The organism is Gemmatimonadales bacterium, from assembly GCA_019637315.1.
In the GTDB taxonomy this organism is placed as follows: domain Bacteria; phylum Gemmatimonadota; class Gemmatimonadetes; order Gemmatimonadales; family GWC2-71-9; genus SHZU01.
On record JAHBVU010000028.1, the window covers coordinates 1 to 24988 of the forward strand.

Consider the following 24988-nt stretch of genomic DNA (forward strand, 5'->3'; position numbering starts at 1 on the left):
CAGCCGAGCAACCAGACGTAGGCATCTCGGCTGTCCAGTTGAACCGAACGCGCAACGGCCGCTGCAGGGTCGACGATGTGCAGTTCCGTGACAGGCAACGGCGTACCGGTCTTGGGGTAGGGAGCGTAGCTGACGCCTTCGATGGCGCTGCTGTAGTCCACGATGGGTATTCTGTGGATTTCGCGGTTGTCGACGCGAAGGGCAACCAGGAATCGTTGGTCGGGACTCCAGGCTCGCTGCGGAATGCTCCAGCCATGGTTCGGCGCGCCGGGTAGTCTCAGTCGTGTCGCACCCGCGGCGTCCGACACCGTCAGCTCGGTGGCCCCGCCGACAGACGCTGCCTGCGCAGTCCAGAGCGGGCGTCCCGACGTCGTGGAGGACCGTTGGGGGCCTGGTGGCCCCTGGCCGGGACCGGATGGCCCCGTGGCGCCCACTGCTGCGTCGCTTGCACCAGACTCCAGCACGTTCCCAGTTCGGGCGTCGAGGACCGTCCAGGGCGCCTTTCCGTCAGCAGAGTAAGCAAGTCGATCTCCGTCCAGCCACCGCGCGGTGGGTAGCGGCTTCGGACCTACCGCCATGAAGAACTGCTCTGCGCGCTCCAGTGCGCGCGCCAAGCCCAGGGAGTCCTGCCCCTGCCCCTGAGCACTGGCAACGGGCGTCCACGAGAGCAGTAGCGCACCGACCCGCCAGAAGTGACCGAGCATGCTTCAGCGGCTCCGCGTGGCCGGGGTACGCTGGTTGCCCTGGTGAAGGGTGAGATTGGTGACTGTACCGCCGTCAGGCGTAGTGAACTCCACGGCGATGGGTCCCGCCGAGAAGCGCTGCTCCGACTGAGCGGTCAGGGGGAGCTCCGGATTGGCGCCCACCTTCACGAAGAGCTTGTCCCCGTCGCGCCGGAAGGTCAGGACGAGCCCGGCCGCTGTCCGGTACTCACCGACGTAGCGGTCGAGTACGGCCGCCTGCAGTACGACCGCAGGTGTGGCAGGCCCCTGGGGTCCCTGCGGCGCGGGCGCCTCCGGCAGGGCGTCCACGAACTCCGCCATACGCTTTCGCTTCGCCTCGTTCGGAAGGCGACCGATCCCGCCGCCAATGTTGTCGACCATGTGCGACGCCTTGGTCGTCCCCACACGGACCGCGGTCACCGCCGGGTGGCTGACGACGTACTTGAGAAAGAACTGCGCCCAGCTGGTGGCGTCGAATTCGGCGGCCCAGGCCGGCAAGGGCCTGGTTCCCGCGCGCTGAAGCAGCCTGTTGACAACCGCAACCGTGCCGCCCTCGCGTGATGCAGCACCGCCGAAGGGAAAGTACGCCAGCACACCGATCCTCCGCTGCTGAGCAAGTGGAAGGATCGTTGCCTCGACGGCCCGATTGTCGATGGCGTAGTCGACGCTGATGAAGTCGATCGGCTCGTTGCGCATGACCGACTCGACCGCAGTGTGCTGGTTCGGGAACGCCGCCGTCACGCCGATGTACCGGACGCGCCCCTGCTTCTTCATTTCCCTCAGAACGGCGAGGGACGTCGCGAGGTCGGGGCGCAGGACGCTGACCTGGATCAGGTCGATCCTGGGCACCCTGAGCCTCGCGAAGGATGCCTCGACCCCCGCTCTCGCGACGGCGGCGGGATCGACGTTTGATCCGGGCGTCCCCGGCGTGGGGCGCAGTTGCGTCGACCAGAAGATCCTGTCCTGAATCCCGAGCTCGCTGGCAATGGTGCCGGCGACCTGGTCCGCCGAGTCCCAGCCGTGCACCGTGTCGAGAAGTTTGCCACCGTGGTCGACCAGCGTCTGGAAGACTTCCTTGAGCGCGGCGTGATCCGCAGGGACGTTCCCCCGGCTGAGCCCGATGACCGGGAGCATCTCGCCTCTGGATGGAATGGCCCGCTGAATGAGCTGTCTCTGCGACCGCTGGAGCGCGCGGAGCAGCTCCGGAGTGAGCGCGAGCGTTGCGCCAGCGGCGGCGCTGACTCCAAGCAACTTGCGACGGCTGATCATCGATCGTCTTTCCTTTTGGTGGCACCGCACCCGTATTCACAGTTGGCCGTCGAGTTCGACGCGAACAGGTGGGCGCAATTCGTTCCCGAGTACATCGTGAGTCGTTGCTCTACTTTCGCGTCAGCGGCATGCGCTGCGCGTTTTGCTCCATGATGGCACTCGTGACCTTCCCCTGGCCGTCGGGCTGGAACTCGAAGAAGACTTCGCGGCGCTGGAAGCGGGTCTCTGACCGGGCGGCGAGGGGGTACTCCCCACCGGTGTTCAGCCTCACGAGCAGCGTCGTCCCGTCGCGGCGGAAGGCCGCGGTGAGTCCAGACGCCGCCTGGTACTCACCCACGTAGCGGTCCAGGATGGCCGCGGACAGCGCAATCCCCGGTGCCTGGGGTGCCGGCGGCGGCGCAGCAACTGCGGGGAGTGCATCGATGAACGCCGCCATGCGCTTGCGCGTCGCTTGGTCCGGCAGCCGGCCGATTCCGCCTCCGATGTTGTCGACCATATGCGTCACTTTGGTCGTCCCTACACGGGCCACGGTGACATCCGGGTGGCTGATCACATACTTCAGGAAGAACTGCGCCCAGGTCGTGGCGTCGAAACCGGCCGCCCACTCCGGAAGCGGCCGGTTGCCGACGCGCGCAAAGAGGTTGCGGGGGACGGCGCCGCAACTCGTTCCTGCATTGTTGCCGAAGGGGAAGAACGCCATTACGCCGATCTTCCGCTCCCGGGCGAGCGGCAGGACCACGTTCTCGACGCGTTCGCGATCGCCCACGTCGTAGTTGACGCCGATGAAGTCGATCTGCTCGTTGCGCATGACCGCCTCGACCCCGGGATACTCCCCAGCTCCGTTCCTGCCTATCGCCTGCACGCCGATGTACCGGACGCGCCCCGCCTGCTTGTGCGCCTTCAGTGCCGCGAACCACGTCGCGAACGCCGCCGGGTCGCCCCCGGTCCCCAGCATGACCAGGTCCATCCTCGGCACCCCCAGCCGCTCCAGCCACGTTTCGATATGCGTGTTCACAGAGGCAGCGACCGGCGGCGTCGGGCCGCCGGGGCCGCCCGGGGGGGTGCCCCGCGTCGACCAGAACAGCCTGTCCTGAATGCCAAGCTCCTTGGCAACCGTGGCGTGGAACCGCTCCGAGTCCGCACTGCCGTGCATCGCGTCGAAGACCCTGGCGCCGTTGTCGGCAAACGTCCTGACGACCTCCTTGAGTGCGGTACGATCCGCGCACGCGACGTGGTTGGAGAACGAGAGGCCGACGGTCGGAATCGACTCACCGGTAGATGGGATGGCCCGCTGGATGAGCGCTCCGCCCGGCTGCTGGACTGCCTGGAGCGCGCGGAGCAGCTCCGGAGTGAGCGCCAGCGCAGCGCCGCTACCGATGGTGATCTCGAGAAGTTTGCGACGGCTGATCATAGTTGCCTCAGATTGGATTGCGGACGAACCTGCTCGGTCGATTCGCGGCATCAGAAGATTCGGGCGGGGCCCTCGGCCCGCACCGGCGCATCGTCGCGCCGCCCGCCACCCACCGCGTAGGATGCGAACAGCGACAGCAGTGGTCGTGCGGTGCGCCGGCGGCTCTGCTGCGTGAAGGCTGGGTCCGCGATCCGGAAGGCGAGGCGGTCGCTCCGCAGCGGATCGATCAGCCGCAGCGTCACCCGACTCCGGTCGCCGGCGAGCTGCTGGGTCAGCGCCAGTTCGGTCGTGAACGCGGGCCGGATCTCACCTTGTTCGATTGCCTGGGCGGTCCGACCGTAGGCATAGACCTGTGCCGTGGTGTTTCCGGTTACCCGGACATCGATCGTCAGTCGCGCCGTGGCATACACCCCGCTGCTGCCGAACCCGTCGCCCGTCGTCGCCAGGTGGGCGACACCGCCCGCCAGCGTCACGATGGCGCTCTCAGTCAGCTGTGCCCGCACGCTGCCATCGGCGCCGATGGCGTGCATCCGCACCAGGTTCTCCAGCCTGGTCGTCGTGCCGCCGCTCGCCGTTGCTCGCTTGATCTGGCGAACCGGATCTCGGGTCCAGCGGACGTACGGTGTCAGTTGCAGCGACTGGCGCTGGCGGTGCCACTCGATACCGACCTCGAGCTGATCCGAGATCTCCGGCAACAGGGACGGGTTGCCGACGACTGCATTCATGTCGTCCCCTCCCATGGAGAACGGATTCAGCATCTCCGCATTCGGCCGAGTGATCCGACGGCCGTAGGCGACGCGAGAGACGAGGCCGCGCCGCGCGTCGGCCCATTCACCGCGAATGCTGGGAAAGGCGCGCACCGCGGTCCGGGCGGTGGCGGCGTCGAGCTGGAGTCGGGTTCGGTCCGCCTCCACCCGCAGCCCCGCCTCCGCCCGCCCGCCACCGATGGAGCGATGCGCGGTGAGGTAGCCGGCGTGCAGATCCATGTCGTAGCGATAGTCCTGCGACACGGTCGCATCGAAGTGGGTCGCCGTGTGAGTGGCCGTGACGGTGCGGGAGCGCAGCTCCTGTCCGACCTCTGCCTCGATGCCCGTGAAACGCAGGTGGAGATCGTTGCGCAGACTGCGCTCGCGCTGGCGCGAGACCATTACACTGCCCAGGTACTGGTAGCCTGCCTCCTCGTCGGTGTAGGCACCATGGTAGTCCTCGCGCACGACGCTGGCGCGCGCATCGGTCGTGAGGCGCGCGACCCCTCGCTCGAGGCGGATCACGGCGCTGAGCTCGCCGGATGGAATCGAGTGACTCAGCCGGCTGCCGGTCGAGCTCGTTCCGGTATTGCCGGCCGTATTGGTGTACACGAAGGCGGAGCTGTTGCGCGCAGCGCCCTCCATCCATGCGTAGGCGCCGCGCACCGCCACGGAGGTGGTCGGCGTCGGCGCGATGGCTGTACCCGCCAGAACGGAGTGGAGACGGTGCGTCTCGTCCCCGCGGCTGCTCTGATCGGTGTGGAGCGCGAGGTCGCCGGGGACGAGGCTCCAGCGTTCCGTCCTCGAGTCTGCCCGGTGCCGCAGGGAGGACAGGGAGTACATCGCATCCCAGCGCAGGGCGTTGCCGGCGTCACCGGCGGCGGCGGCCGAACCCAGGTAGTGATCACCCGTTGCCATCGAGACGGCCACGGAGCGCATGCTGGTACGGCGACCCGGGTCAGTGCGAAGCACGAGGTTCACCACCCCAGCCGCGCCGTCTGCACCGTGACCGGCTGGCACGGTGGTGCCAGCCTCGACGCGCTCCAATGCCGCTGCCGGCATCTGGCGGAGGAAAGCAACGAGGGCATCCCCGGTCAGGGCGATCCGACGACCGTTCATCAGCACCAGTACATCGGTGCTGCCGCGCATGCTGAGGCGCCCGTCCGCATCGAACTCGATGCCCGGTATGGTGCGAAGGAGGTCTGCCATGTTGCCGCCCGCTGCGGCGGAGGCGTCCACGTTCACGACGGTAACGCCACTGCGCAGCTCGACTGCGACCCGCTCCGCCTGTGCGGTGACTTCGTCCAGCACCGTTGGGCCGAGCGCGAGGTGTATGCTGCCAACCGTGACAGGCGTTGTGGCCAGGGTCACCTGCTGGCGGTGTGGCTCGTGTCCAGGGTAGCTGATCTGCAATGTGTAGCTGCCCGCACCGGCCCGGACGGCGAAGCCACCCTTTGTGTCGGTCAGCGCCGTCGTCACGAGGCGCTCGTCGGCGCCGAAACCGTGGAGGAGCTGTACCAGGGCGCCGACCAGCGGCGCGCCTGCTGCGCTGCGGGCAGTTCCCGTCAGCACCACCTGTGCGCCACCCGGAATGCCGTGATGCTCGTGCTGGGCCATCGCCGGTGTCACGATGGCCACCAGCGCACCACCTACGGCAGCGATCGCAGCCGATCCCGCACGCCCCCGTGCTGCGACAATCCGCGTCATTCGCAGCTGACGGCCGGCCGGTAGGTCTGATTGTGGAGGCTGCCGGAGGCCCCGCCGACCTGGGTGCCGCCGCCGGTGACCCAGATCAGATCGTCGACGTATGCGGAGCCGACGACGCCGTGGATCGGGATAGGCATGCTGCGGAGGCTGAACCACCGGTCTACCCGCGGATCATAGTAGTCGTGGTCGGGCGTCATGCCGGTCGGCGCCTCGCCGCCCCAGACGTGGAAGCAGCCCCGGGCCACGACTCCGTTCATGCCGCTCCGACCCCGCAGCATCGGGGCTCTGGTCGTCCAAGTTCGCGTGCCCGGGTCATAAACTTCGTGGGCATCTGATTTCAGGGGCGACAAGCCGTTGCCGAGTCGCCCGCCGACGATGTGGATTCGACCATCGATGGCAGCGCCGGTGATGTGATTGCGCTGGCTCGGGAGACTCGGCAGGACCTCCCATTGATCGGATCCCGGGTCGTAGACTGCGAAGTCGTTGCCGCGGGGCACCCGGCCTCCCGCCACATAGATCTTGCCGCCGAGCGCCACAGCCACGCCGCCGCTGCGTGCAATGGGCATCCGTGCCTTCGCGACCCAGGCACCGATCGCGGGATCCAGCTCGTACACCGTGTCGACGGCCGAGTCGCCCTGTTGATCGTCGGTGACCTGACCACCGATCAGGTAGATCTTGCCGTTGACGCTGGCCGCCATCCCGTGATTGTTGGGCTGCGGAAGGTCCGGACCGAGCTGCCAGGTGTCGCTCGCGATGGTGTAGACCTGCACTGTGCGGACCGTCTGCCGGGAAGCAGGATAGCCGCCCAGGACGTAGAGCTTGCCATCCGATTCCGCGAGGGCAAACTCGGAGTTTGCGGCGAGCAATCCGGCCCGGGATCCCCATTCGCCCCGATCGACCGGAGCGAGGATGACGTCGAACGTGTTGTCCCCCGCGGTCAGCACAACGGTCTGCGTCTGGGAGTCGTAATCCGGAGCACTCGTAACGAGCGTGGCCGGTCCAACCGGCAGATCCTGAAGTGTGAAACGCCCCGCTGCGTCGGTCGTCGCGGTGGTGCTGCCAATTCTGGCCGATGCATTTTCGATCGCGCCACCGCCGGCGTTCCTCACGACGCCTGACAAGCTCGCTCGCGCGGTCGAGCCGAGCGGGTCATTCCCCCCGCAGGCGGCGCCCGCCAGCGGTATCAGCAACGCAGCTGCGAGCGTACGAAGCGCTTTCGATATCACCGACAATCTCCCTGGCCGCGGTGAGACCGGGCCCCTGGCCTCGGTTCATCGTGGTATCTCCGCCTGACGGTACTGAGCCGGGTTGGCGGTACCTACCGGATGACACTATGGGAGCTTGCCTGGCAGGCGCCAAGGATTTGGGTACCGAGTCTGGATCCCGGGGTACGAACGCCAGAAATCCCCGGTACGAGCGTTCCTTGCTCTTCCAGGCGTCTGCGGCAGCGGAGGGTTGCCTCGGTGGTTTTCGGAGCGAAGGTGGGCTGGCGCGCTCAGCTGTCCTTGCCCATGACGTGGTGCAGGTTGCGACGGTAGCTGCGGCCCGAGGTCAGCTTTGTTCCATCGTGAAGCACCACGAGGTACTCGCCCCGGAAGAGCGATTCGACGGCCTGGATCCGGTCGATGTTCACGATGGTGGACCGGTGGATCCGGCAGAACTTTGATGGGTCCAGCGAGGCCTCGATCCGGCTCAGGTTCTCACGCAGCAGGTGGGTGCGGTCGCGCACGTGCAGCCGGACGTAGTTGCGCTCGGCCTCGATCCAGTCGATCTGCTCGGTCCGGATGAACATGCTGCGGTGGCCCGACGGCACCACTATCCTCTGCAGGTAGCCGGGGCTACCGCGCACCTCCTCGAGCAGCGCGCGCAGCCGAACGTCGAGGCTGCCTCCTTTCCGTTCGTGGATCCGCTCGCGTGCCCGCTGCAACGCTGCCTCGAAGCGCTCGTCGTCGAACGGCTTCAGCAGGTAGTCCAGTGCATGTGCCTCGAAGGCGCGGAGCGCGAACTGCTCATAAGCCGTGACGAAGATGACGACCGGCACCAGCCCCACGCCGATGGCCTGCAGCACGTCGAACCCGTCCAGCTCCGGCATCTGAACATCGAGGAAGAGCAGATCCGGCGGCGACGCCTCGATCGTCCGGATCGCTTCTGCACCGTTGGCGCATTCGGCGACGATCTCGACGTCGTTCATCTCCGCGAGCAGGTCGCGGAGCCGCAAACGAGCCAGGGGCTCATCGTCGACGATCACGACGCGGATCTTCATTGTGAGGGCGGCTCCGGAGGCATCGTCGTTCGCTCCGCGCGTCGGAAGGGAACGGAAATTTTCACGACGACACCGCCCTCAGGGCGATTCTGGACTGAGAACTGATGCTGGTCGGGGTAGAGCTGCTCCAGTCGGAGCTGGATGTTGGTCAGCCCAACGCCTTTGCGGACCTTGGCATGGTTCGCCAGCTCAAGGCCGGGTCCGTCGTCCCGCACTTCCAGATGCAGCACGCTGCCGTCCTCGCTCTTCCTGGCAGAGATCTCCACCGTTCCCGGCTCGATCCTCGGCGCGATGCCGTGGCGGATGGCGTTCTCCACCAGGGGCTGCAGCAGCAGGTGGGGCACGCGAGCATCCAGGGTCGCGGGAGGGATGTCCATCCGGACGGTCAGCCGGTCCTCCAGGCGCGCCTGCTCGATCTCGACGTAGGGCTGCAGAAAGGAGAGTTCCTCGCGCAGCGTCACCTCCTGGGTTGCTTCATGCTCGAGCGTGATGCGCAGCAGATCACCGAGTCGGGCAACCATTCGCCTGGCGGGTTTGGCCTCGACCGGGATGAGCGCCGAGATGGCATTCAGCGTATTGAAAAGGAAGTGGGGTTGCAGCTGCGCCTTGAGCACCTGGAGCCGCGCCTCGGTCAGGCCGGCCGCCAGCCGCTCCGCAGCCCGCTCGCGCTCGCGAAAGCGCGCATGATAGACCACGGCGTGGGCAATGCCGAGCAGGAGCGTGTAAAAGAGAAAGTTCTGACCGGAGGTTCCCCAGAACTGGCGGGTGAACGTCCGGGTGCCGACCCACTCCACATGCTGACCCAGTTCGACCATCAACGCGGCGCGTACCAGCCCGTGGATCAGGGCCGCAATCAGGTGAACCGTGACGTTGGGGAGCATGCGACCGCGCTCGAGCGGAAATCGCCGTGCGAGCCAGAAGATGCCGAGCGTGGCCAGCGCCCAGAGCAGCGACTCCAACAAGCCGGGTCGCAGGGCATCGGCCCACGACACAGGACGCCCGCGCAGCTGGGACTGGATATAGAACTGGTTCGCCTGAAGTAGCCCGGAGACCGTCCAGGCAGCGAAGATCAGCGTTGTCTCCAGCCAGAACTGGCGGTTCCGTCGCTCCTCAGCCATTCAGCAGGATCTCTCCCTGAGGACAAGCTTCCGCATCTGACTCTCACGCAGTGGCGGGATCCGGGAAGCTAGGGTGGTGCTCGACCCCGCGCCACATCCCGCGACCGTGGCGGGCATCGCGAAAGATGGAGAATCGAAGGGGGGAGTGGACAGGAGCACCTTTCTGACGGAGATTGCGTCCCCGGTTCACCCCCATGGGTGCGCTACGAGCAGGGTCCCTTTCCGGGGAGGTCGAATGGGGAGATGGCTTCGCGTTTCGGGGCTCATCGATCGCTTCAACGAGCGGGTGGGGCGGACGGTCGCCTGGCTTGCCCTCGTGATGGTGCTGCTGGGGGCGTTCAACGCCGTCGGGCGATACGCCGGCCGCTATATCGGAATCAATCTGAGCTCCAATCTCTATCTGGAGCTTCAGTGGTACCTCTTCAGTCTGCTCTTCCTCCTCGGTGGCGCATGGGCGCTTCGAGAGGACGCCCATGTCCGGGTGGACGTCGTCTACGCCCGTTTCTCCACCCGGACCCGGGGGTGGATCAACTTCGTGGGGATGCTCACCCTCCTGATTCCCTTTTGCATCTTTTCCTTCTGGAGCGCGATTCCCGCCGTTCGGAACTCCTGGGCGGTTCGCGAAGCGTCGCCCGATCCCGGAGGGCTGCCGCGCTATCACCTGAAGACGGTGATCCTGGTTTGCTTCGCGCTCCTGATCATTCAGGGCATCTCCGAGGCCATCAAGGCCTTCGCCGCCACGCGGAATAACGACTCGCTCCCTCCCGGAGGGACGGGGAGTGAGGGCGAGTCGGACGCCAGGCTCCACGAAGGGCTCGAGAGGACGCACTGATGGAAGACCTTCTCGGACCTCTCATGTTCGTGGCGGTCTTCGCCCTCATCTTTTCCGGCTTTCCGGTCGCATTCGCGCTGGGTGGGGCCTCCCTCATCTTTGCCGCGATCGGTGTGCAACTCGGCATGCTGGACTGGCCCCTCCTCCAGGCCATGCCCCAGCGGGTGTTCGGCATCATGTCGAACTACACGCTCCTGGCGGTTCCCTTTTTCATCTTCATGGGGGTGATCCTCGAGAAGGCGCAGCTGGCGGAAGAGCTGCTGACCACGATGGGGAAACTCTTTGGCCCCTTTCCCGGCGGGCTCGCGCTGAGTGTGGTGTTCGTCGGCGCGCTTCTGGCTGCCGCGACCGGGGTCGTCGGAGCCAGCGTCGTGGCGATGGGCGCCATCTCCCTTCCCGTCATGCTCCGCTACGGCTACCAGAAGGAGCTCGCTTCCGGGGTGATTCTGGCCTCGGGAACGTTAGGCCAGATCATTCCGCCCTCCATCGTTCTCGTGGTGTTGGGAGATCAGCTCGGCGTTTCGGTCGGCGCCCTCTTCCTGGGCAGCCTCTTTCCCGGACTGCTGCTGGTGGGGCTCTACGCCCTCTACGTCGTGGGCGTGGCGATGGTCCGGCCCCAGTGGGTTCCGGCGCTCCCCGCCGCCGTTCGGAACGAGTCGAAAGGTGAGCTCCTGGGCCAGGTGGTGAAGGCGCTGATTCCGCCCCTCGTTCTCGTTCTCCTCGTCCTGGGCAGCATCTTTGCCGGCGTGGCGACCCCGACCGAGGCCGGTGCGTTAGGCGCCGTGGGTGCCATGGCCCTCGGGGCCATCCGGGGGCGGCTGACGCTGGATGTCGTACGGGAGGCGGCCCGCTCGACCGCGCGCCTCACCACGATGGTGATTTTTCTCCTCATCGGATCGACCCTCTTCGCGCTGGTGTTCCGAGGCTTGGATGGAGACGTCTGGCTCGAGCACTTGCTCACCAACCTGCCGGGGGGACTCATCGGGTTCCTCTTCGTGGCGAACCTGGTGATCTTCCTGCTGGGCTTCTTCCTCGACTTCTTCGAGATCGCCTTTATCCTGGTTCCCCTCCTGGTGCCCATTGCGAGGATTCTCGAGATCGACCTCGTCTGGTTCGGAGTGATGATCGGGATGAATCTCCAGACCTCATTCCTGACACCGCCTTTCGGGTTCGCGATATTTTATCTGCGGGGGGTGGCGCCTCCGGAAGTGAAGACGTCGGTTCTCTACCGGGCCGTCATTCCCTTCATCGTGATCCAGCTGATCGGCCTGCTTGCCCTCGTGGTCTTTCCCCAGCTGGTGACCCGGTAGGTTCCGGAGCCGGCGGAGGCTGAAAGTCGAGCGGCCCCGGGGACTTCCCCCGGGGCCGCTCGCGTTGCGCCCGCCGAACCGGCGAAGGGGTGCTACCCCCGCTTCTCACCGAACGCGAAGTTCTGGTACGCCAGCTCCGTAGTCCCAAACCAGCGGAAGGCGTCTTCGCGGAACGCCTTCCAATGCTCGTAGATCCGCCGGTAGGCGGCGTCCTTTGTGGCATTCTCCTCGGCGATCTCGTGGGCCGCGGTCTGAGCTGCCCGCAAGATCTCGTCGGAGAAGCGTCGGAGCTGTGTGCCCCCGGCGATCAGGCGCTGCAGGGCGGGCGCGTTCTGATGGTCGTACCGCTGCACCATGTTGGCTGCGGCGGCGGCGGCGGCGTACCGGAAGATCTCCTGGTAGGCGGAGGGCAACTCATCCCAGGCTCGCCGGTTGACCTGGTACACCAACTCGGCGCCCGGCTCCCACCATCCAGGGTAGTAATAGAAACGCGCGGCAGTCTGGAACCCCAGCTTCTCGTCGTCATAGGGCCCGACCCATTCGGCCGCATCGATGGCTCCACGCTCGAGCGCGGGATAGATCTCACCGCCCGGCAGGACCTGCACGGTGGCGCCGAGTCGATTCATGACTTCGCCCCCCGCTCCGGGAATCCGCATCTTGAGCCCCCGGACATCGGTCAGCGAGTTGACCTCCCGCTTGAACCAGCCGCCCATCTGCCCACCGGTGTTGCCCCCCGGAAAGGAGATGATCCCGAAATCAGCGTAGATGGCGCGGACCAGGTCCAAGCCGCCTGCCGCATTGATCCAGGCCCCGTGCTGTCGGGCGGTCAGCCCGAAGGGCAGGGTGGAATCCAGCACGAGCGCCGGGTTCTTGCCGCTGAAGTAGTAGCTCACGGTCTGACCCATCTGGACCGTGCCCTGCTGGACGGCGTCCATCACCTCCAGACCGGGTACCACCTCTCCCGCCGGGTGAGCACGAATGGTAAAGCGACCCTCGGAGAGGGTGGAGACGATCTCGGATAGGTGCTCCGCCCCGCCGAAGATGGTGTCGAGGCTCCGGGGAAAGGAGGAGGCGAGGCGCCACCTCACCCGGGGCCCGGTAATGACGCTGGCGCTCTCACCGCCGGTCCCCGCCTCCCCCCCAGGGGCACAGGCCGTGAGGGCGGCGCCTCCCGCCACGATGGCGGCCTTGCCCAGGAACCCTCGCCGGTCCAGGGAAGAGCTCGGTGTGTTCTCTCCCGAAGCGGGAGACGAAGAGAGGGCGTTGCGAACGTCGTCGGAGGAGTTGGGGCTCATCGTGCCATTTCACCAGATTGGGTGGTCGGGGCTCCGGGCAGGATCCCGCAGTGCGTGAGCGAGGAACCCTGTCAGGATAAGACCCTTGCGGGAGAGACGCACCCCCCTCCCCCTGCGCCAGCGCTGGCAGCGGGTCAACGGATAATCAGGAGCCGACCAACCGCTCTGCCTCCCGCTGCACCGAACCGTAGTCGATCTTGCCCGTGCCGAGTATGGGAATGGCGCTGACAGGGAGGACGCGGCGGGGCAGGGAGATTTCCGGCACCCCATGGCGCTGCCCCCAGGATACCAGCGCCTCACGATTGGCGTCCGGGGCGTCGCTCAGGAGTATGACCTGCTCGCCCTTCCGCGGGTCGGGCAGGGAAACGGCCGCATGCTGAGCGTCCGGCCAGACCGCGCTGGCGCAGTTCTCGACGACCGTGAGTGACACCATCTCCCCGCCAATCTTGGCAAATCGCTTCACCCGGCCCTTGATCGTGATGAAGCCTTCCTCGTCGATGGTCACGATGTCGCCGGTGTCGTGCCACCCGCCAGCGGGCGCCTCGAGCACACCTGGATTGGACGGCCGCAGGTAGCCGCTCATGACGTTGGGGCCGCGGATGTGCAGGCGCCCACCCTCGTCCAATCCTTCGACGGGTACGAGTCTCGACTCCATGCCGGACATCAGGACGCCGACCGTGCCGGGCTTGTTTCGTTCCCACTGGTTTGCAGCGACCACGGGGCTCGCCTCGGTCGCGCCATAGCCTTCGAGGATCTCGATGCTGTACTTGCGACGCACGTAGTTGCGGGTCTCGTCTTTCACGCGCTCGGCGCCGCAGACCGCCAGCCGCACCGAATCGAGGTCGCCTTCCTGCCCGGTGCGGGCGTACTGTGAAATGAAGGTGTCGGTCGCGAGCAGAATGGTCGCTCGGCTCTTGCGTAGCCGCCGCACGATCTCCTTCGGCTGCAGCGGCGAAGGGTGGAAGTACACCTTGATTCCGGCAATCAGGGGCAGGATGGCGCCCGCCGTCAGGCCGAAACAGTGAAACGTCGGCAGCGGATTGAATAGAATGTCGGCTTCTGCGCTCAGACCGATATGTGCGCGGACCTGCTCGACGTTGGCCATCACGTTGGCGTGACTCAGGACCACACCCTTCGGTTCGCCCTCGGTGCCCGAGGTAAAGAGAACGACGCCAGGGTGCTCTGGTGAGGGCGCAGCCGCCACGATTCCCGGCACCAGCCCGCCGAGCGCAGCCGCGAGCTTGTTGCCCAGCGACAGCCTCTCCCGAACCTCTTCGAGATAGACGATCTCGGCCGACGCCTCGAGCTCGGCCAGGAGCGACTCCAGACCGGCAAGCTCCACGAACTTCCGAGCCGTGACGATGCGTGTCACCGCAGCCGCCTTCATGGCAGCTCTGATGTTCCTGGCTCCGGCGGTGAAGTTCAGCATGGCGGGCACGCGGCCATACGCGCTCACCGCAAAGAAGGCAACCACAGCGCCTGCACCGGTCGGCAGCATGATGCCAACCCCGTCGCCCCGGCGGGTTCCCGGCTTCAGTGCCGAGCCGAGTGCAAAGGCCGCGCGGATAATGTCGCGATAGGTCAGCTCGCGGTCGTCGCCGTCGACCACGATGACCTTCGTCGGGCCAAACTCTCTGCTCGCACGCCGCAGCGCTGCGAACAGCGTGGTCCGCGTCCGTGAGGCATCAAACCTGATCGGCTGCGCGGCGAATCGTGCAGGTGCCTGTGGCATCGGGCTGATGTCTCCTTGAACGCGAAGCAGGATACCGCGTTTGCGTACCTAGCCAGTCGCCGGGCACCTCGATGGGTGGAGTCCGAGATGCCTGCGGCGCGGGTTCAGCGGGGCGCATCGCCTACGCGATGACGGGGTCGACGTCTCTCATTCGCTGGCGAGCCAGAGCGTACTCGCGCTTCAGGCGCGCCACCAGGTCGCCGGTACTGACGACGGCCTTCACGGCGGAAATACCCTGGCCGCTGCCCCAGATGTCCTTCCACGCCTTCTTAGTGATTCCGCCGCTGCCGAAGTCCATCTTGCTCGGGTCGCTCTCGGGCAGCTGGTTCGGGTCGAGGCCGGCAGCGCGGATCGAGGGTGAGAGGTAGTTGCCGTGCACGCCGGTGAAGAGGCTCGTGTAGACGATATCGTCGGAGCTGCATTCGACGATACACTGCTTGTAGGCCTCGGAAGCGCGCGCCTCGTGCGTGGCAATGAAGGCGCTGCCGATATAACCGAAATCCGCGCCCATGGCCTGCGCGGCAAGCACCGCGCCACCGGTGGCGATGGCTCCGGACAGCGCAATCGGTCCCTCGAACCACTCGCGGATTTCCTGCACCAGGGCAAACGGACTCTTCACACCGGCATGCCCGCCGGCGCCGGCAGCAACGGCGACGAGGCCATCCGCGCCCTTCTCGATTGCCTTCCGGGCAAAGGTGTTGTTGATGATGTCGTGCAGCACGATGCCGCCCCAGCTGTGCACCGCGTCGTTGACGTCGGTGCGCGCACCGAGGGAGGTGATCACGATGGGCACCTTGTACTTGGCGCACATCCCCATATCGTGGTCGAGCCGGTCGTTACTCCGGTGCACGATCTGGTTGACCGCGAAGGGCGCGGCCGGTTCGTCAGGGTGGTCGCGGTCCCATGCGGCCAGCGTCTCGGTGATCTCGGCCAGCCACTCGTCGAGCTGTGCCGCCGGGCGCGCATTGAGAGCGGGCATCGAGCCCACCACCCCGGCCGTGCACTGCGCAATCACGAGCGCCGGATTGGAGATGATGAAGAGCGGCGCCGCGATGACCGGGAACCTCACGCGTTGCAGGACCGGTGGCAGGGCCATCGTCGGGGCTCCAGTTCGGGTGGTCGACTACGAGTCGGGCGAGGTTCGGCAGGGCGCGCTCCCTGCCCCCGCCCGCCTCACCTGTTCGGGGCGGGCAGGCGATCGAGGAACGCCAGGATCTGCTGCCACGGTCGCGGGCAGTCGTTGTGCCCGCAGTTCAGTTCATGAAGCTCGGCACCGGAGGCCGCGGCGGCAAGGGCGCGGCCGTGCCCGACCGGTATCAGCGTGTCGTCCCGTCCGTGCAGCACCAGCAGCGGCCCCCGGAATCGGGCGAGGGCGGCAAGGTTGTCGAACGGATCGCGCACCAGGAAGCCTGGCACCAGGGACCGGCGCGCCAGGGCGCGGACGCTGGTAAAACTCGATTCGAGGACCAGTCCGGCCAACTGCCGCTCGCCGGCAAGCCATGCGGCGGGGCCCCCGCCGAGTGACCGCCCGTAGGCCACGATGCGGGTCCCGTCGACGCGCGGGTCGCTGCGAGCCCAGTCGTGCGCGGCGAGCGCTGCGGCCCGGATCGTGGCTTCCGACGGGCTGCCTGCGGAGCGACCATAACCGGGATACTCGACCAGCAGCACTCCCCAACCCCAGCTCTGCACCTCCTGAAACGGCTCCACCCAGTAGTCCACCAGCTCGCCGTTGCCATGGAAGAAGACCAACAGAGGGGCCGGGATGCTCGGCGCCGGTGTCGGCGCGAGGTACAGGGCCTCCACGGTCCCCGCCGGCTGCTCCAGTCGGACCAGCTCGGCATGGCTCGGCGGCACTCGGGCGTACGTCGACGGCGCGGGAAAGGTGACGCTGCGCTGGAGGAACCAGGCCAGAGTGAGGTAGGCGGCCGCCGTGCCGAGCAGCAACAGAAGGGTCGACGGCATGCGAGCGGTCACCGAGCGGCGGGCTTCCGGTTGTGCAATCAGGCGCCCCGGCGGAGTGCAGCGAGGAACGCCTCCGGGTCATCGACACTCAGCAGCAATGTGAATCCGTTCTGCGTGGGAACCACCACGACTCGGCTCCGGTCGGTCACGAACAGCAGCCCGCGCCCGCCGGCGCGCAGCCGGAACCAGCCGGTCAGGTAGCCGGGCAGACCCACACCGTTGGTGCGCATGGTCGGCTGCAGCTCCCGCTCCTCGGACAAGTTCACCATTCGGGCCGAATCGGTAGCCAGGGCGGACCACGGAATCGTGCGTCCATAGAGGGTTCGGCTGATCGTCAGGCCCTCGTCGCCCAGCGTGAACTGCGTGCGGCGGCTTGCGGAGGCGACGTAGAGGAAGACGAGCACCAGCAGCACCAGGAAGCCTGCGATGGCGCCGATGACCCAGAGCGGGCGGCTCGCGGCCGGGGCGATGGCAAAGCTCTCGAGCATGGCTAACCGTCCTGCTGGGTGATTCCGGATGCTGCGACACATCAGGGGCTGCGACCCATGGCCTCGCGTCGACGTGAATTGAGTTCAAACGGCTGCTGGCCGTAATCCCCTATTCAGGAACATAAACCAGTCTGATCACGCTCTCGTCGACGCGATCGCTCGAGACCAGACGAAGCGGCGGTCGAGGGCCGGCGAAGTATGGTGCGCCATGCCCTAGCACGACGGGGTGCAGGTAGATGCGATACTCATCGATCAGGCCAAGACCTGTGAGACTGTGTGCCAGGTTCGGGCCAGCCACCTCGATCTCGCCGTCGTGCTCCGCCTTCAGCCGGCGGAGTACGGGTTCGATGTTGTCAGAAACCAGCGTGGCGTTGGGGCCGACGGTCTTCAGCGACCGCGAAACGACCCACTTCGGCTGGTTGCGCCACGCCGCGGCAAAATCGCGCTCCGGTGCATCCCACTCGGGATGGTCCTCGTCCCAGTAGCGCATGATCTCATACATGTTGCGACCATAGATGCTGCCCGCCTGCCCTCGAGCTTCCTCGATGAAGTGGCGAAAGAGCCTGGGGCTCGGCATGAACGCCATATGATCGACGTAGCCGTCCAGCGACTGATTCATTCCGAAAACGAGTTTGGCCATGCCGTTCCAGCGCCAGAGGGGAACCGGGAAGCTACTGTGCGAGGACAGGCCGCGGCAACCGCGTGCTACCGACCAGGCGCGGCGCCCGCGCCCTGCGCGTCGTCGGGACGACGGTGCGAGGCGACGATCCGGTCGAGCTCTGCCTTGCGCAATAGGCGGCCTCGAACCACGACAGCTTCGATACGGCGCACGTTGTCGATGCTCTGAAGTGGATTGGCGGCCAGCAGGACGAGGTCGGCTCGCTTGCCGCGCTCGATGGTGCCCTGGGTCGCCTCGCGTCCGAGGAAGCGGGCTGGATTGACCGTGGCCGTCTGAAGCGCCTGCAGCGGCGACAATCCGGCCTTGGTGAGCCACTCCAGTTCATCGTGAAGGCAGAATCCGGGTACCAGGCCGTCGCACCCCGCCAGGATGCCGCTTCCGCCGGCAACCAGATCGCGGATCGCCCCAAGGCTGGCCTCGCTGGCCGCGCGAAGGAATGCCAGGGCCTCCTCGGAAAGGCTCGAGGCCTCCGCATTCTTACGCATGAGCTCGAGCAGCGACTCGCTGGCGTACGCAGCATGCGGTACCGCTCGGCCCGAGAACGTCTCCGGCATGCTCCTGAAGAACGCAACCGTCGGAGTTTGCCAAACCCCGTTGCTCGCCAGGCTCGCAAACAGATCGGCGCAGCGATCCCGGCTGTAGGCGGGACCACCCGAACACGCCATAAAGACCTGGAAGTTCGAGAGATGCTCGATGCTGCGCATTCCGGAGGCGGCGGCTTCTTCGATGCTGATACGCCCGGGCACATGTCCGGCCAACGGAAGCCCGACCGTCCTTGCCTCGGCTGCGATGGCAACGAACGCCTCCCGCGGCGTGTGGTCATGAACCTTGATGAAATCGACGCCCCGCTCATGCAGGGCTCGGACCGCCGCAATCGCCTCGAGCGAATCGGTCACGCGCTGTCGATAGGGCCAGTCCGGCGGAGCAGCATCGAGGATCGGCCCGGCAGCGACAATCTCGGGACCCAGGACCTCACCCCGGCGGATCCGATCGCGCAACGGCAGAATGAAGTCCAGGTCGCCTCCCATGTCGCGGGTGCCCGTTACACCCTTCGCGACAAACAGATCAGTCGCCTCGACACCGGTCGCCTGATGGTGCGCGTGCATGTCCCACAGGCCGGGGATCAGGTACTGGCCAGTGCCATCGACCTGCAGAGCGTCGGAAGGAACCGTCACACTCGTGCCGAAATCGACAATCTGATCGCCCCGTGTCACGACGGTCATGGCTGGCAGCTCTGCACCACTCACGACATCGATCACCGTCACGTTCCGAATCACGAGCGGGGTTCCAGTCGGGGGTTTCTCGTCGAGGCTGCCTCCCTCAGATCGCGGAACGCTGCTGCACGCGGTCACCCCGACGAGCAACGTGGTAAGAGTCGAGCGTACGACCGAGGCCAGTCGTCTCTGCGAGTAGGTGCGCTCGTCTGTTGATTGGCGATTCCACAGCATTCCTGTACTCCCGTCGATTCCCCGATAGCGTGTGCCCAGCGATCGTGGGCATCGGCGTCGGCCGTTCGGGTGCTGAGCGACCGCGCCATCCATTAAACAACATGGAGGCGTGGCTGCGGCTGGGCAACACGCAAATCGGAATGCCTGTCCGCTGCACGCGAAGTCGTTGGTCGGCGTTTCGAGACGAACGGACGGTAGCAGTGCGCGAGTGCGAGGACACGCCAATGAGGCCTCGGCAGGCCGCCAGACGCACGACAGCCCCGCGCCCTTGCATACTCGGTTCGATCTGCCTATACTGAACTATATGGTTCAGTTTCAAACTCGCCTGAACGCCTCGTTCGCCGCACTCTCGGATCCCACCCGACGCGGCATTCTGGAGCGGCTGGGACATGCGGACGCTTCGATTACGGATCTCGCCAGGACGTTCCGTATGACCCTCACGGGGATGAAGAAGCACGTTGGGGTCCTGGAGCAAGCGGGGCTTGTCGCCACGGTAAAGGTCGGGCGGGTTCGGACCTGCAAGCTTGGCGAGCGCCGGCTGGAGGAGGAGGGGGCCTGGATCGAGAGCTACCGCAAGCTCTGGGACGCGCGGTTTGACGATTTGGACAACATCGTTGCGGAACTGCACCGGGAGGAACGAGTCAATGGACGCCGAAAGACGAGGTGAGTAGCCCATGAAGAACCCTACGACGGTAGAACGAACCTCTGAGCGTGAGATCGTCGTCACGCGACTCCTCAACGGCCCTGCGCACCTCGTGTTCGAGGCCTGGAGCAAGCCCGAACTGCTCAGGCGATGGTGGACGCCGCCTTCGTTCGGGATATCCTTTGTTTCCTGTGAGGCCGATGTTCGCACCGGTGGCACCTACCGTTTCGTGTTCAGCCACCCGGCCCTGGACCAGCCGATGGCGTTCTTCGGCAGATACCTCGAGGTGACGCCCCACTCGCGGATCGTCTGGACCAACGAGGAGAGCGCCGAGGGTTGCATTTCCACAGTGACCTTCGAGGAAAGGGACGGCAGGACGCTCCTGGTCCTGACCGAGCTCTATCCTTCCAAGCAAGCGCTCGACGACGCCATTGCCTCCGGTAGCACGGGCACGAGCGGTGCAGGCGAGCAGTTTGAACTGCTGGATGAGCTTCTCGCTGCCTTGGCGAAGTCATGAGAAGGTCCCCGTTGATGGTCCTCGTTGCCGCGGCCCTTGCCCTGACCGCGCACCCGACGACGGCGAAAGGACAGGCCATGCGCGCACCAGACTCGAAGGGCTATGCCGCAGTCAACGGTGTCGAGCTGTACTACGAGATCCACGGCAGCGGCCCACCCCTGATCATGCTGCACGGGGGCGTTACGCCGTCAGAGATGTTCGGTGCGCCGCTGGCGGAAATGGCCAAGACCCACAAGGTTGTCGCGCTGCATGCCCGCGGCCACGGTTTGAGCACGGACAGCAGCCTACCCTGGTCGTTCGAGACGTTCGCTGACGATGTTGCCGCGGTGATGGCTCATCTTGGCATCGAGAAGGCCAGCGTCATGGGGTATTCGAGCGGCGCACTCGTTGCGCTGCAGATCGCAATCCGCCATCCCCAACGCATCGACAGGCTGATTGTGATCTCGACCGCGTTTCGCGCCGAGGGCTACTTCCCGGAGGTCCTCGAGGCCTTCGAGAAGATGCCCTCGGCGGCGTCGGCGCTCGGGTCCAGCGTGAGCGCATCGCCGCTTGCCGCGATGTATCCTTCCGTGAACTGGGAAACGGTGTTCAGGAAGACGGGAGAGCTCGCCAATCGGCGTCACGATTGGTCGGCCGCGGTGGCCGCCATCGAGGCGCCGACGCTACTGGTGTTTGCGGATGCCGACGCGATGCGTCCTGAGCACATCGTGGAGTTTTACAAACTGCTGGGCGGCGGTCAGCGCGAGGCCGGTTTCGACGGATCATTGCGATCGCCCAACCGCCTCGCGATCATCCCGAACACGACGCACTACACTCTCCTCGGCGCTGCGGCTGTCACGCAGTTCTCGGCGGCGTTCCTCGCATCCCGGTAGCAGAACCTGTGGTCCGCAGTAAGCGACAGACTGGATCAGCACCGGAGCGCCGCAACGCTCGAGCTCCTCCAACGCTGCGGAACGGAGCAGGTTGGTTCTCATGCTCTTCCGCGTTTTTGTTAGGTGCGACTCAGACCGCTTCCACATGACACGGACGCTGGTTATGCGGCGCCCAGATCCGGAAAGGGCGCGTCGAACGCAAAGGGAGTAATCTCCGCAATACGAGCCAGATCCCGTGTGTTCCGCGAGATCAAGGTAGCCCCCGCTTCGCGACAGCTCTGCGCGATCAAGATATCGAAGACGAAACTGCGCGGGATCTGGGCTGCGCGGAGCCCGTCGGGCTCGCTGAGTGTAGCCAATACGTGCCCAAGCGCATCCCAGCTGCGCTCTGTCGGCGTTAGGACCCGCCCTCGACGGACAAACGGTCCCAATACCTCGTCTTCGAACTGGGTGCGGGCTTTCCGATTCGCGAGCCCGGCCCGGAGCTCAGCCGCTACCACGGCACTCAGATAGAGCCCGGCGGCCGCGGCCTCGGAGAAGCGGGTGAACGCGGCCCGGAAGTCTGCGTCGCGGGCGGCATCGATGAAGCAGTTCGTATCGAGGACAAACTTCCGGTGGGCCACGCCTCAGTCGATCCGACGCAGCTTGAGGCCGTCCAACGCCTGGGCGCCCATCGCGAGCTCACGTCGGAACCCGACCAGATCCAGAGCCGTTTCTACGGTTTCCCGCTCGGTGGCGGTTCCCAGGAGATCCTGGGCTTTCTTGAGCAGCCTGGGATTCAGCCAGAACTCTTTTCGGACCTTCCCTTTCCGGGACTGGGGGCGGCCGGACGGTTTCGGTGTGCTGGCCATGGAGCCTCCTTCGTTACGGACAAAACTATCGACGTGTCCGTATGGCAGCAACTCCGGACGAGGAGGCTGAGATCAAAAGTCGCCGTCAGGAATCCCGCAGGGCCTCGGTGGGGGGCACCGCAAGCGCCCGGCGCGTCGGAACGGCGCACGCGATCAGGAACACCACGCTCGTCAGGGTCGTGTACGCGCCGAGCGTGAGGAGGTGCTGGACTGTCGGCACGCCGTTGTCCGTTCCTCCGAACAACGCCCAGACCAGCACGGTGCCCGCCAGTAACCCCAAGCCGAGCTGACGCAACGGCTGCTTGAACACGGTGCGGATGACGTGCCTCGGACTCGCGCCAAGTGCGACGCGCACCCCGATGTCCCGGGTCCTGCGTGATACCGCAAACGACATCACGGCGTAGATCGACACCAGCGAGAACACCAGGATCATCGCACTCACGATGGTCGTCAGCTTGACCCAGAAGGCCTGAAAGCTCACCTCTCCGTTCACGACATCTTTCAGGGGCATCAGGTCCGTCAGGCGCAGCGTCACATCGACATCCGTCGCGATGGCCCGCAAGCGCGGTACGAGGGTCCTGGGGTCGCCCTGGACGTGGATGGCGGCATTGAGCGGATAGATCGATCCGCGGACGAGCGGATGGTAGATGCCCGCTGCTCCCCATCCCGACCTGATCCCGACATCGGGCGCGACACCGATGATTTCGAACTGCGGCTTGGGGTCCGAGTGGTACGCATACTGAATCCGCCGACCGATCGGATTCTTGCCTCCCATGACGCGGTCGACGAACGCCTGGTTCACCACGGCGACGCGTACGTCCGGACTGGCGTCACCGCTGCTGAACCAGCGCCCCGCCACCATCGATACGCCGAGCACGTCGAGATACTTCGGATCGACGTGCGACGATCCGACCCGATGGCCACGCTCGTCCTGCGGGGCGACCGCGCCCTCATCGACCTCGATCTGATGGTTCGGGTGTGACTGGCGGGGCAGATGCTGGGCGTATACGACTCCCGCCACGTCAGGCTCCGACTGAAGTCGCGCCTCGAGTTTCTGTGCTGCAGCTGCGTAGCGCGCCTGAAACGCCGCCGCACTCGTATCGGCCCCGGGTTCGGTAGGGGTCCGCTCCATGTCGAGTCGCACCGAGAGGTACTGATCGACAGGGAAGGGCAACGGCTGTACCTCGAGTTCCACCATGTCCCGGCGCACGATGAACGTGACAACGGGAAAGCCCATCGTCACCGCGATTTGCAGGACGATCACCGCCGTCCACAGTCCGCCGAAATGCGTGCGGCCCGCGCCGGCGGTCGTGCCCTTGAGGCGATTGCCCAGGTTGCGGGTGATCTTGAGTCCTGGCAGCGCGCCGGCAATCGCAGCGGCCAGCAGCGTCAGCAGGGTGGCGTACACGAAGGTCAGCGGCGAGAGTTGGCCGTCGACCCAGAACGGGAAGTTGCCGCTTCCGTCGGTGAGCACCGAGCGCATCAGGTCGAGCCCCCACCGCACTCCCCATCCTGCCGCAGTCAGCCCCACGACCGCCGCGACCCCGCCGAGCACCAGCGCCTCGGCGAAGATCTGCATCACGATGCGCCGCCTCCTGGCGCCGAGCGCGGAGCGAACGATGATCTCGTTCTCGCGGGATGCCGCGCGCGCGAACATCAGCAGCCCGACGTTGGCGCATACGAGCACGAGGAGCAGGATGACGTAGAGGTTGCCCGTCAGCAGCATCATGGACCCGCCAGGTCCGCCGATTGCTCGCACCGATTCCGCAAAGGTGAACAGCTGCGGGCGGAGGTGCTGATGCGTCTGCGGGTAGTCGAGGGCGGCCCTCTGTCCGAGACTCGTGAGCTCGGTGCGTGCCTGCTCGAGCGAGGCGCCCGGTGCGAGCCGGCCGAAGATCCCGATCGGTGCTCCCTGAAGCGGTGCGTATCCCGCGGCGTCGATCCTGAGCGGCACCCAGAACTCTTGGGCGCGCGGGAAGGCGAATCCGGCGGGCATGACGCCGACGACCGTCGCGGGAGCACCCGCCAGGCGAACCGTGCGCCCAACGATCTCCGCATCACCGTTGAAGCGTCGCTGCCACAGGTTATAGCCGATCACCGCGACGAGCGGCGCATCGGCCTGCTCGTCCGCTTCGATCAGCGTACGACCGACTACCGGTGGAACCCGCAAGGCGCGGAACGCCGCTGCGCTGATCTCGGCGGCGTACACCGGCTCCGCCAGACCTTCGGTGATCATGAGGTTCCGGGCCACGGTGCGGTAGGCGCTCAGGTCCTGGACAGACCGAACCGTGCTACGCCAGGCAGCGAAGTCGTGCGTGGCCCGTGGCTCCGGCCGGTTTGCCATCGCGTCCCAGTTCTGCAGCACCACGATCCGACCGGCGTCGGGGAGCGGAATCGTGGGAAACACGAGCTGCCGAACGGCCTCGAACGTCCCGGCGCCGACCCAGATCGCGAACGCCATGGAGAAGCCGCCGACGATCGTCAGGACCGGGTACTTCACCAGCATCCGCAGCCCGAGCTTGAGGTCGAGCCACGAGAAGCGCATCTCGTCGAACCAGCCAAGTCCCCGTGCCTGCCGTGCTTCCCCGACGTGATAGTCCCCGCTCCCAAACTCGGCGCGCGCTACCCGCGCAGCCTCGGCGGGGGGCATCCCAGTTCGGATCAGATCCTCGGTGCGCAGCTCGATGTGGAGGCGGAACTCCTCCTTGAGGTCAGCGTCGACCTGACGGGTGCGGGCGACACCGCGCCAGAGGGAGCGCATCCTGGCGATCAGTTCGGACAGCATGGATCACACCTCGCTGGGCGTGGCTGAAAGCGCCATGCCGATGGCATCCGACAGTCGCTGCCAGCTGGCAGTTTCCTGCCCGAGAGTGCGACGCCCGGCGGCCGTGAGTTGGTAGTACTTCGCGCGGCGGTTGTTTTCCGAGGTGCCCCATTCGGAGTCGAGAAGCCCGCGATGCTCCAGCCGCGCCAGCGCCTGGTAGAGCGCGCCCTGCTGCACCAGGAGGGCGCCGCCCGAGATCTGCTCGATCCGGAGCAGCACGCCGTAGCCGTGCAGCTTGCCGAGTGAAACGGCCTTGAGGATCAGCACGTCGAGCGTTCCGGGCAGCAGCTCCGCAGAGG

At 66.2% G+C, this 24988-nt stretch carries 23 protein-coding genes; 5 read left to right on the forward strand and 18 right to left on the reverse strand.

Features of this window, described 5'->3' with window-relative positions:
• The 7 genes from KF785_16615 to KF785_16645 form a co-directional block, all read right to left on the reverse strand.
• The coding region (locus KF785_16615; protein MBX3148389.1) for a DPP IV N-terminal domain-containing protein at positions 1 to 704 on the reverse strand (704 nt) is incomplete at its 3' end.
• Positions 705 to 707: 3 nt separating this feature from the next.
• Positions 708 to 1991, reverse strand: coding sequence for an aldo/keto reductase (locus KF785_16620; protein ID MBX3148390.1), 1284 nt, complete (start codon positions 1989 to 1991; stop codon positions 708 to 710).
• Positions 1992 to 2100: 109 nt separating this feature from the next.
• The gene (locus KF785_16625) at positions 2101 to 3402 is read right to left on the reverse strand and encodes an aldo/keto reductase (GenBank protein ID MBX3148391.1); all 1302 of its coding nucleotides are present in this window, start codon (positions 3400 to 3402) and stop codon (positions 2101 to 2103) included.
• A 50-nt stretch (positions 3403 to 3452) separates the two neighbouring features.
• Positions 3453 to 5855: a TonB-dependent receptor gene (locus KF785_16630; protein ID MBX3148392.1), complete on the reverse strand. Its 2403-nt coding sequence runs from the start codon at positions 5853 to 5855 to the stop codon at positions 3453 to 3455.
• Positions 5852 to 7081, reverse strand: coding sequence for a carboxypeptidase regulatory-like domain-containing protein (locus tag KF785_16635; GenBank protein ID MBX3148393.1), 1230 nt, complete (start codon positions 7079 to 7081; stop codon positions 5852 to 5854). Before KF785_16635 ends, KF785_16630 begins: the two co-directional genes overlap by 4 nt.
• A gap of 269 nt (positions 7082 to 7350) precedes the next feature.
• Positions 7351 to 8118, reverse strand: a complete 768-nt coding sequence (locus KF785_16640; GenBank protein MBX3148394.1) for a response regulator transcription factor — start codon at positions 8116 to 8118, stop codon at positions 7351 to 7353.
• Positions 8115 to 9236: a histidine kinase gene (locus KF785_16645; GenBank protein ID MBX3148395.1), complete on the reverse strand. Its 1122-nt coding sequence runs from the start codon at positions 9234 to 9236 to the stop codon at positions 8115 to 8117. The genes KF785_16640 and KF785_16645 overlap by 4 nt, the downstream gene beginning before the upstream one ends.
• 235 nt (positions 9237 to 9471) lie before the next feature.
• Between KF785_16645 and KF785_16650 the strand changes: the two genes are divergently transcribed.
• Positions 9472 to 10068, forward strand: coding sequence for a TRAP transporter small permease subunit (locus KF785_16650; GenBank protein MBX3148396.1), 597 nt, complete (start codon positions 9472 to 9474; stop codon positions 10066 to 10068).
• Positions 10068 to 11378 (forward strand): TRAP transporter large permease subunit, encoded by a 1311-nt coding sequence (locus KF785_16655; GenBank protein ID MBX3148397.1) that lies wholly within the window; start codon positions 10068 to 10070, stop codon positions 11376 to 11378. The genes KF785_16650 and KF785_16655 overlap by 1 nt, the downstream gene beginning before the upstream one ends.
• 92 nt (positions 11379 to 11470) lie before the next feature.
• Here the strand turns inward: KF785_16655 and dctP are convergent, their stop codons facing one another.
• The 7 genes from dctP to KF785_16690 form a co-directional block, all read right to left on the reverse strand.
• Positions 11471 to 12673 carry a TRAP transporter substrate-binding protein DctP gene (dctP, locus tag KF785_16660; protein ID MBX3148398.1) on the reverse strand — a complete coding sequence of 401 codons (1203 nt, stop codon included), beginning with the start codon at positions 12671 to 12673 and terminating at the stop codon, positions 11471 to 11473.
• A gap of 145 nt (positions 12674 to 12818) precedes the next feature.
• On the reverse strand, positions 12819 to 14405 hold the full coding sequence (locus KF785_16665) for an AMP-binding protein (protein MBX3148399.1): 1587 nt from the start codon (positions 14403 to 14405) through the stop codon (positions 12819 to 12821).
• Positions 14406 to 14526: 121 nt separating this feature from the next.
• Positions 14527 to 15501 carry a nitronate monooxygenase gene (locus KF785_16670; protein MBX3148400.1) on the reverse strand — a complete coding sequence of 325 codons (975 nt, stop codon included), beginning with the start codon at positions 15499 to 15501 and terminating at the stop codon, positions 14527 to 14529.
• Between the two features lie 77 nt (positions 15502 to 15578).
• Entirely contained in the window at positions 15579 to 16367 is a 789-nt protein-coding gene (locus tag KF785_16675; protein ID MBX3148401.1) for an alpha/beta hydrolase, read from the reverse strand.
• A 38-nt stretch (positions 16368 to 16405) separates the two neighbouring features.
• Positions 16406 to 16855 (reverse strand): hypothetical protein, encoded by a 450-nt coding sequence (locus tag KF785_16680; protein MBX3148402.1) that lies wholly within the window; start codon positions 16853 to 16855, stop codon positions 16406 to 16408.
• A 109-nt stretch (positions 16856 to 16964) separates the two neighbouring features.
• On the reverse strand, positions 16965 to 17495 hold the full coding sequence (locus KF785_16685; protein MBX3148403.1) for a dihydrofolate reductase family protein: 531 nt from the start codon (positions 17493 to 17495) through the stop codon (positions 16965 to 16967).
• A 65-nt stretch (positions 17496 to 17560) separates the two neighbouring features.
• Positions 17561 to 18811, reverse strand: a complete 1251-nt coding sequence (locus KF785_16690; GenBank protein MBX3148404.1) for an amidohydrolase family protein — start codon at positions 18809 to 18811, stop codon at positions 17561 to 17563.
• Between the two features lie 475 nt (positions 18812 to 19286).
• On the opposite strand from KF785_16690, the gene KF785_16695 reads away from it, so the two are divergent.
• The 3 genes from KF785_16695 to KF785_16705 are packed head-to-tail and all read left to right on the forward strand — an operon-like array spanning position 19287 to position 21014.
• Complete coding sequence (locus KF785_16695) at positions 19287 to 19649, forward strand: helix-turn-helix transcriptional regulator (protein MBX3148405.1); 363 nt, start codon at positions 19287 to 19289, stop codon at positions 19647 to 19649.
• A 7-nt stretch (positions 19650 to 19656) separates the two neighbouring features.
• Positions 19657 to 20142: an SRPBCC family protein gene (locus KF785_16700; protein ID MBX3148406.1), complete on the forward strand. Its 486-nt coding sequence runs from the start codon at positions 19657 to 19659 to the stop codon at positions 20140 to 20142.
• A gap of 14 nt (positions 20143 to 20156) precedes the next feature.
• The gene (locus KF785_16705; GenBank protein ID MBX3148407.1) at positions 20157 to 21014 is read left to right on the forward strand and encodes an alpha/beta hydrolase; all 858 of its coding nucleotides are present in this window, start codon (positions 20157 to 20159) and stop codon (positions 21012 to 21014) included.
• 161 nt (positions 21015 to 21175) lie between these two features.
• Here KF785_16705 and KF785_16710 read toward each other — a convergent pair whose 3' ends face one another.
• The 4 genes from KF785_16710 to KF785_16725 form a co-directional block, all read right to left on the reverse strand.
• Entirely contained in the window at positions 21176 to 21637 is a 462-nt protein-coding gene (locus KF785_16710) for a type II toxin-antitoxin system VapC family toxin (protein MBX3148408.1), read from the reverse strand.
• Between the two features lie 3 nt (positions 21638 to 21640).
• The gene (locus tag KF785_16715; protein ID MBX3148409.1) at positions 21641 to 21865 is read right to left on the reverse strand and encodes a hypothetical protein; all 225 of its coding nucleotides are present in this window, start codon (positions 21863 to 21865) and stop codon (positions 21641 to 21643) included.
• A gap of 85 nt (positions 21866 to 21950) precedes the next feature.
• Entirely contained in the window at positions 21951 to 24650 is a 2700-nt protein-coding gene (locus tag KF785_16720) for an ABC transporter permease (protein MBX3148410.1), read from the reverse strand.
• A gap of 3 nt (positions 24651 to 24653) precedes the next feature.
• On the reverse strand, positions 24654 to 24988 hold a 335-nt coding region (locus KF785_16725; protein ID MBX3148411.1), incomplete at its 5' end, for a PadR family transcriptional regulator.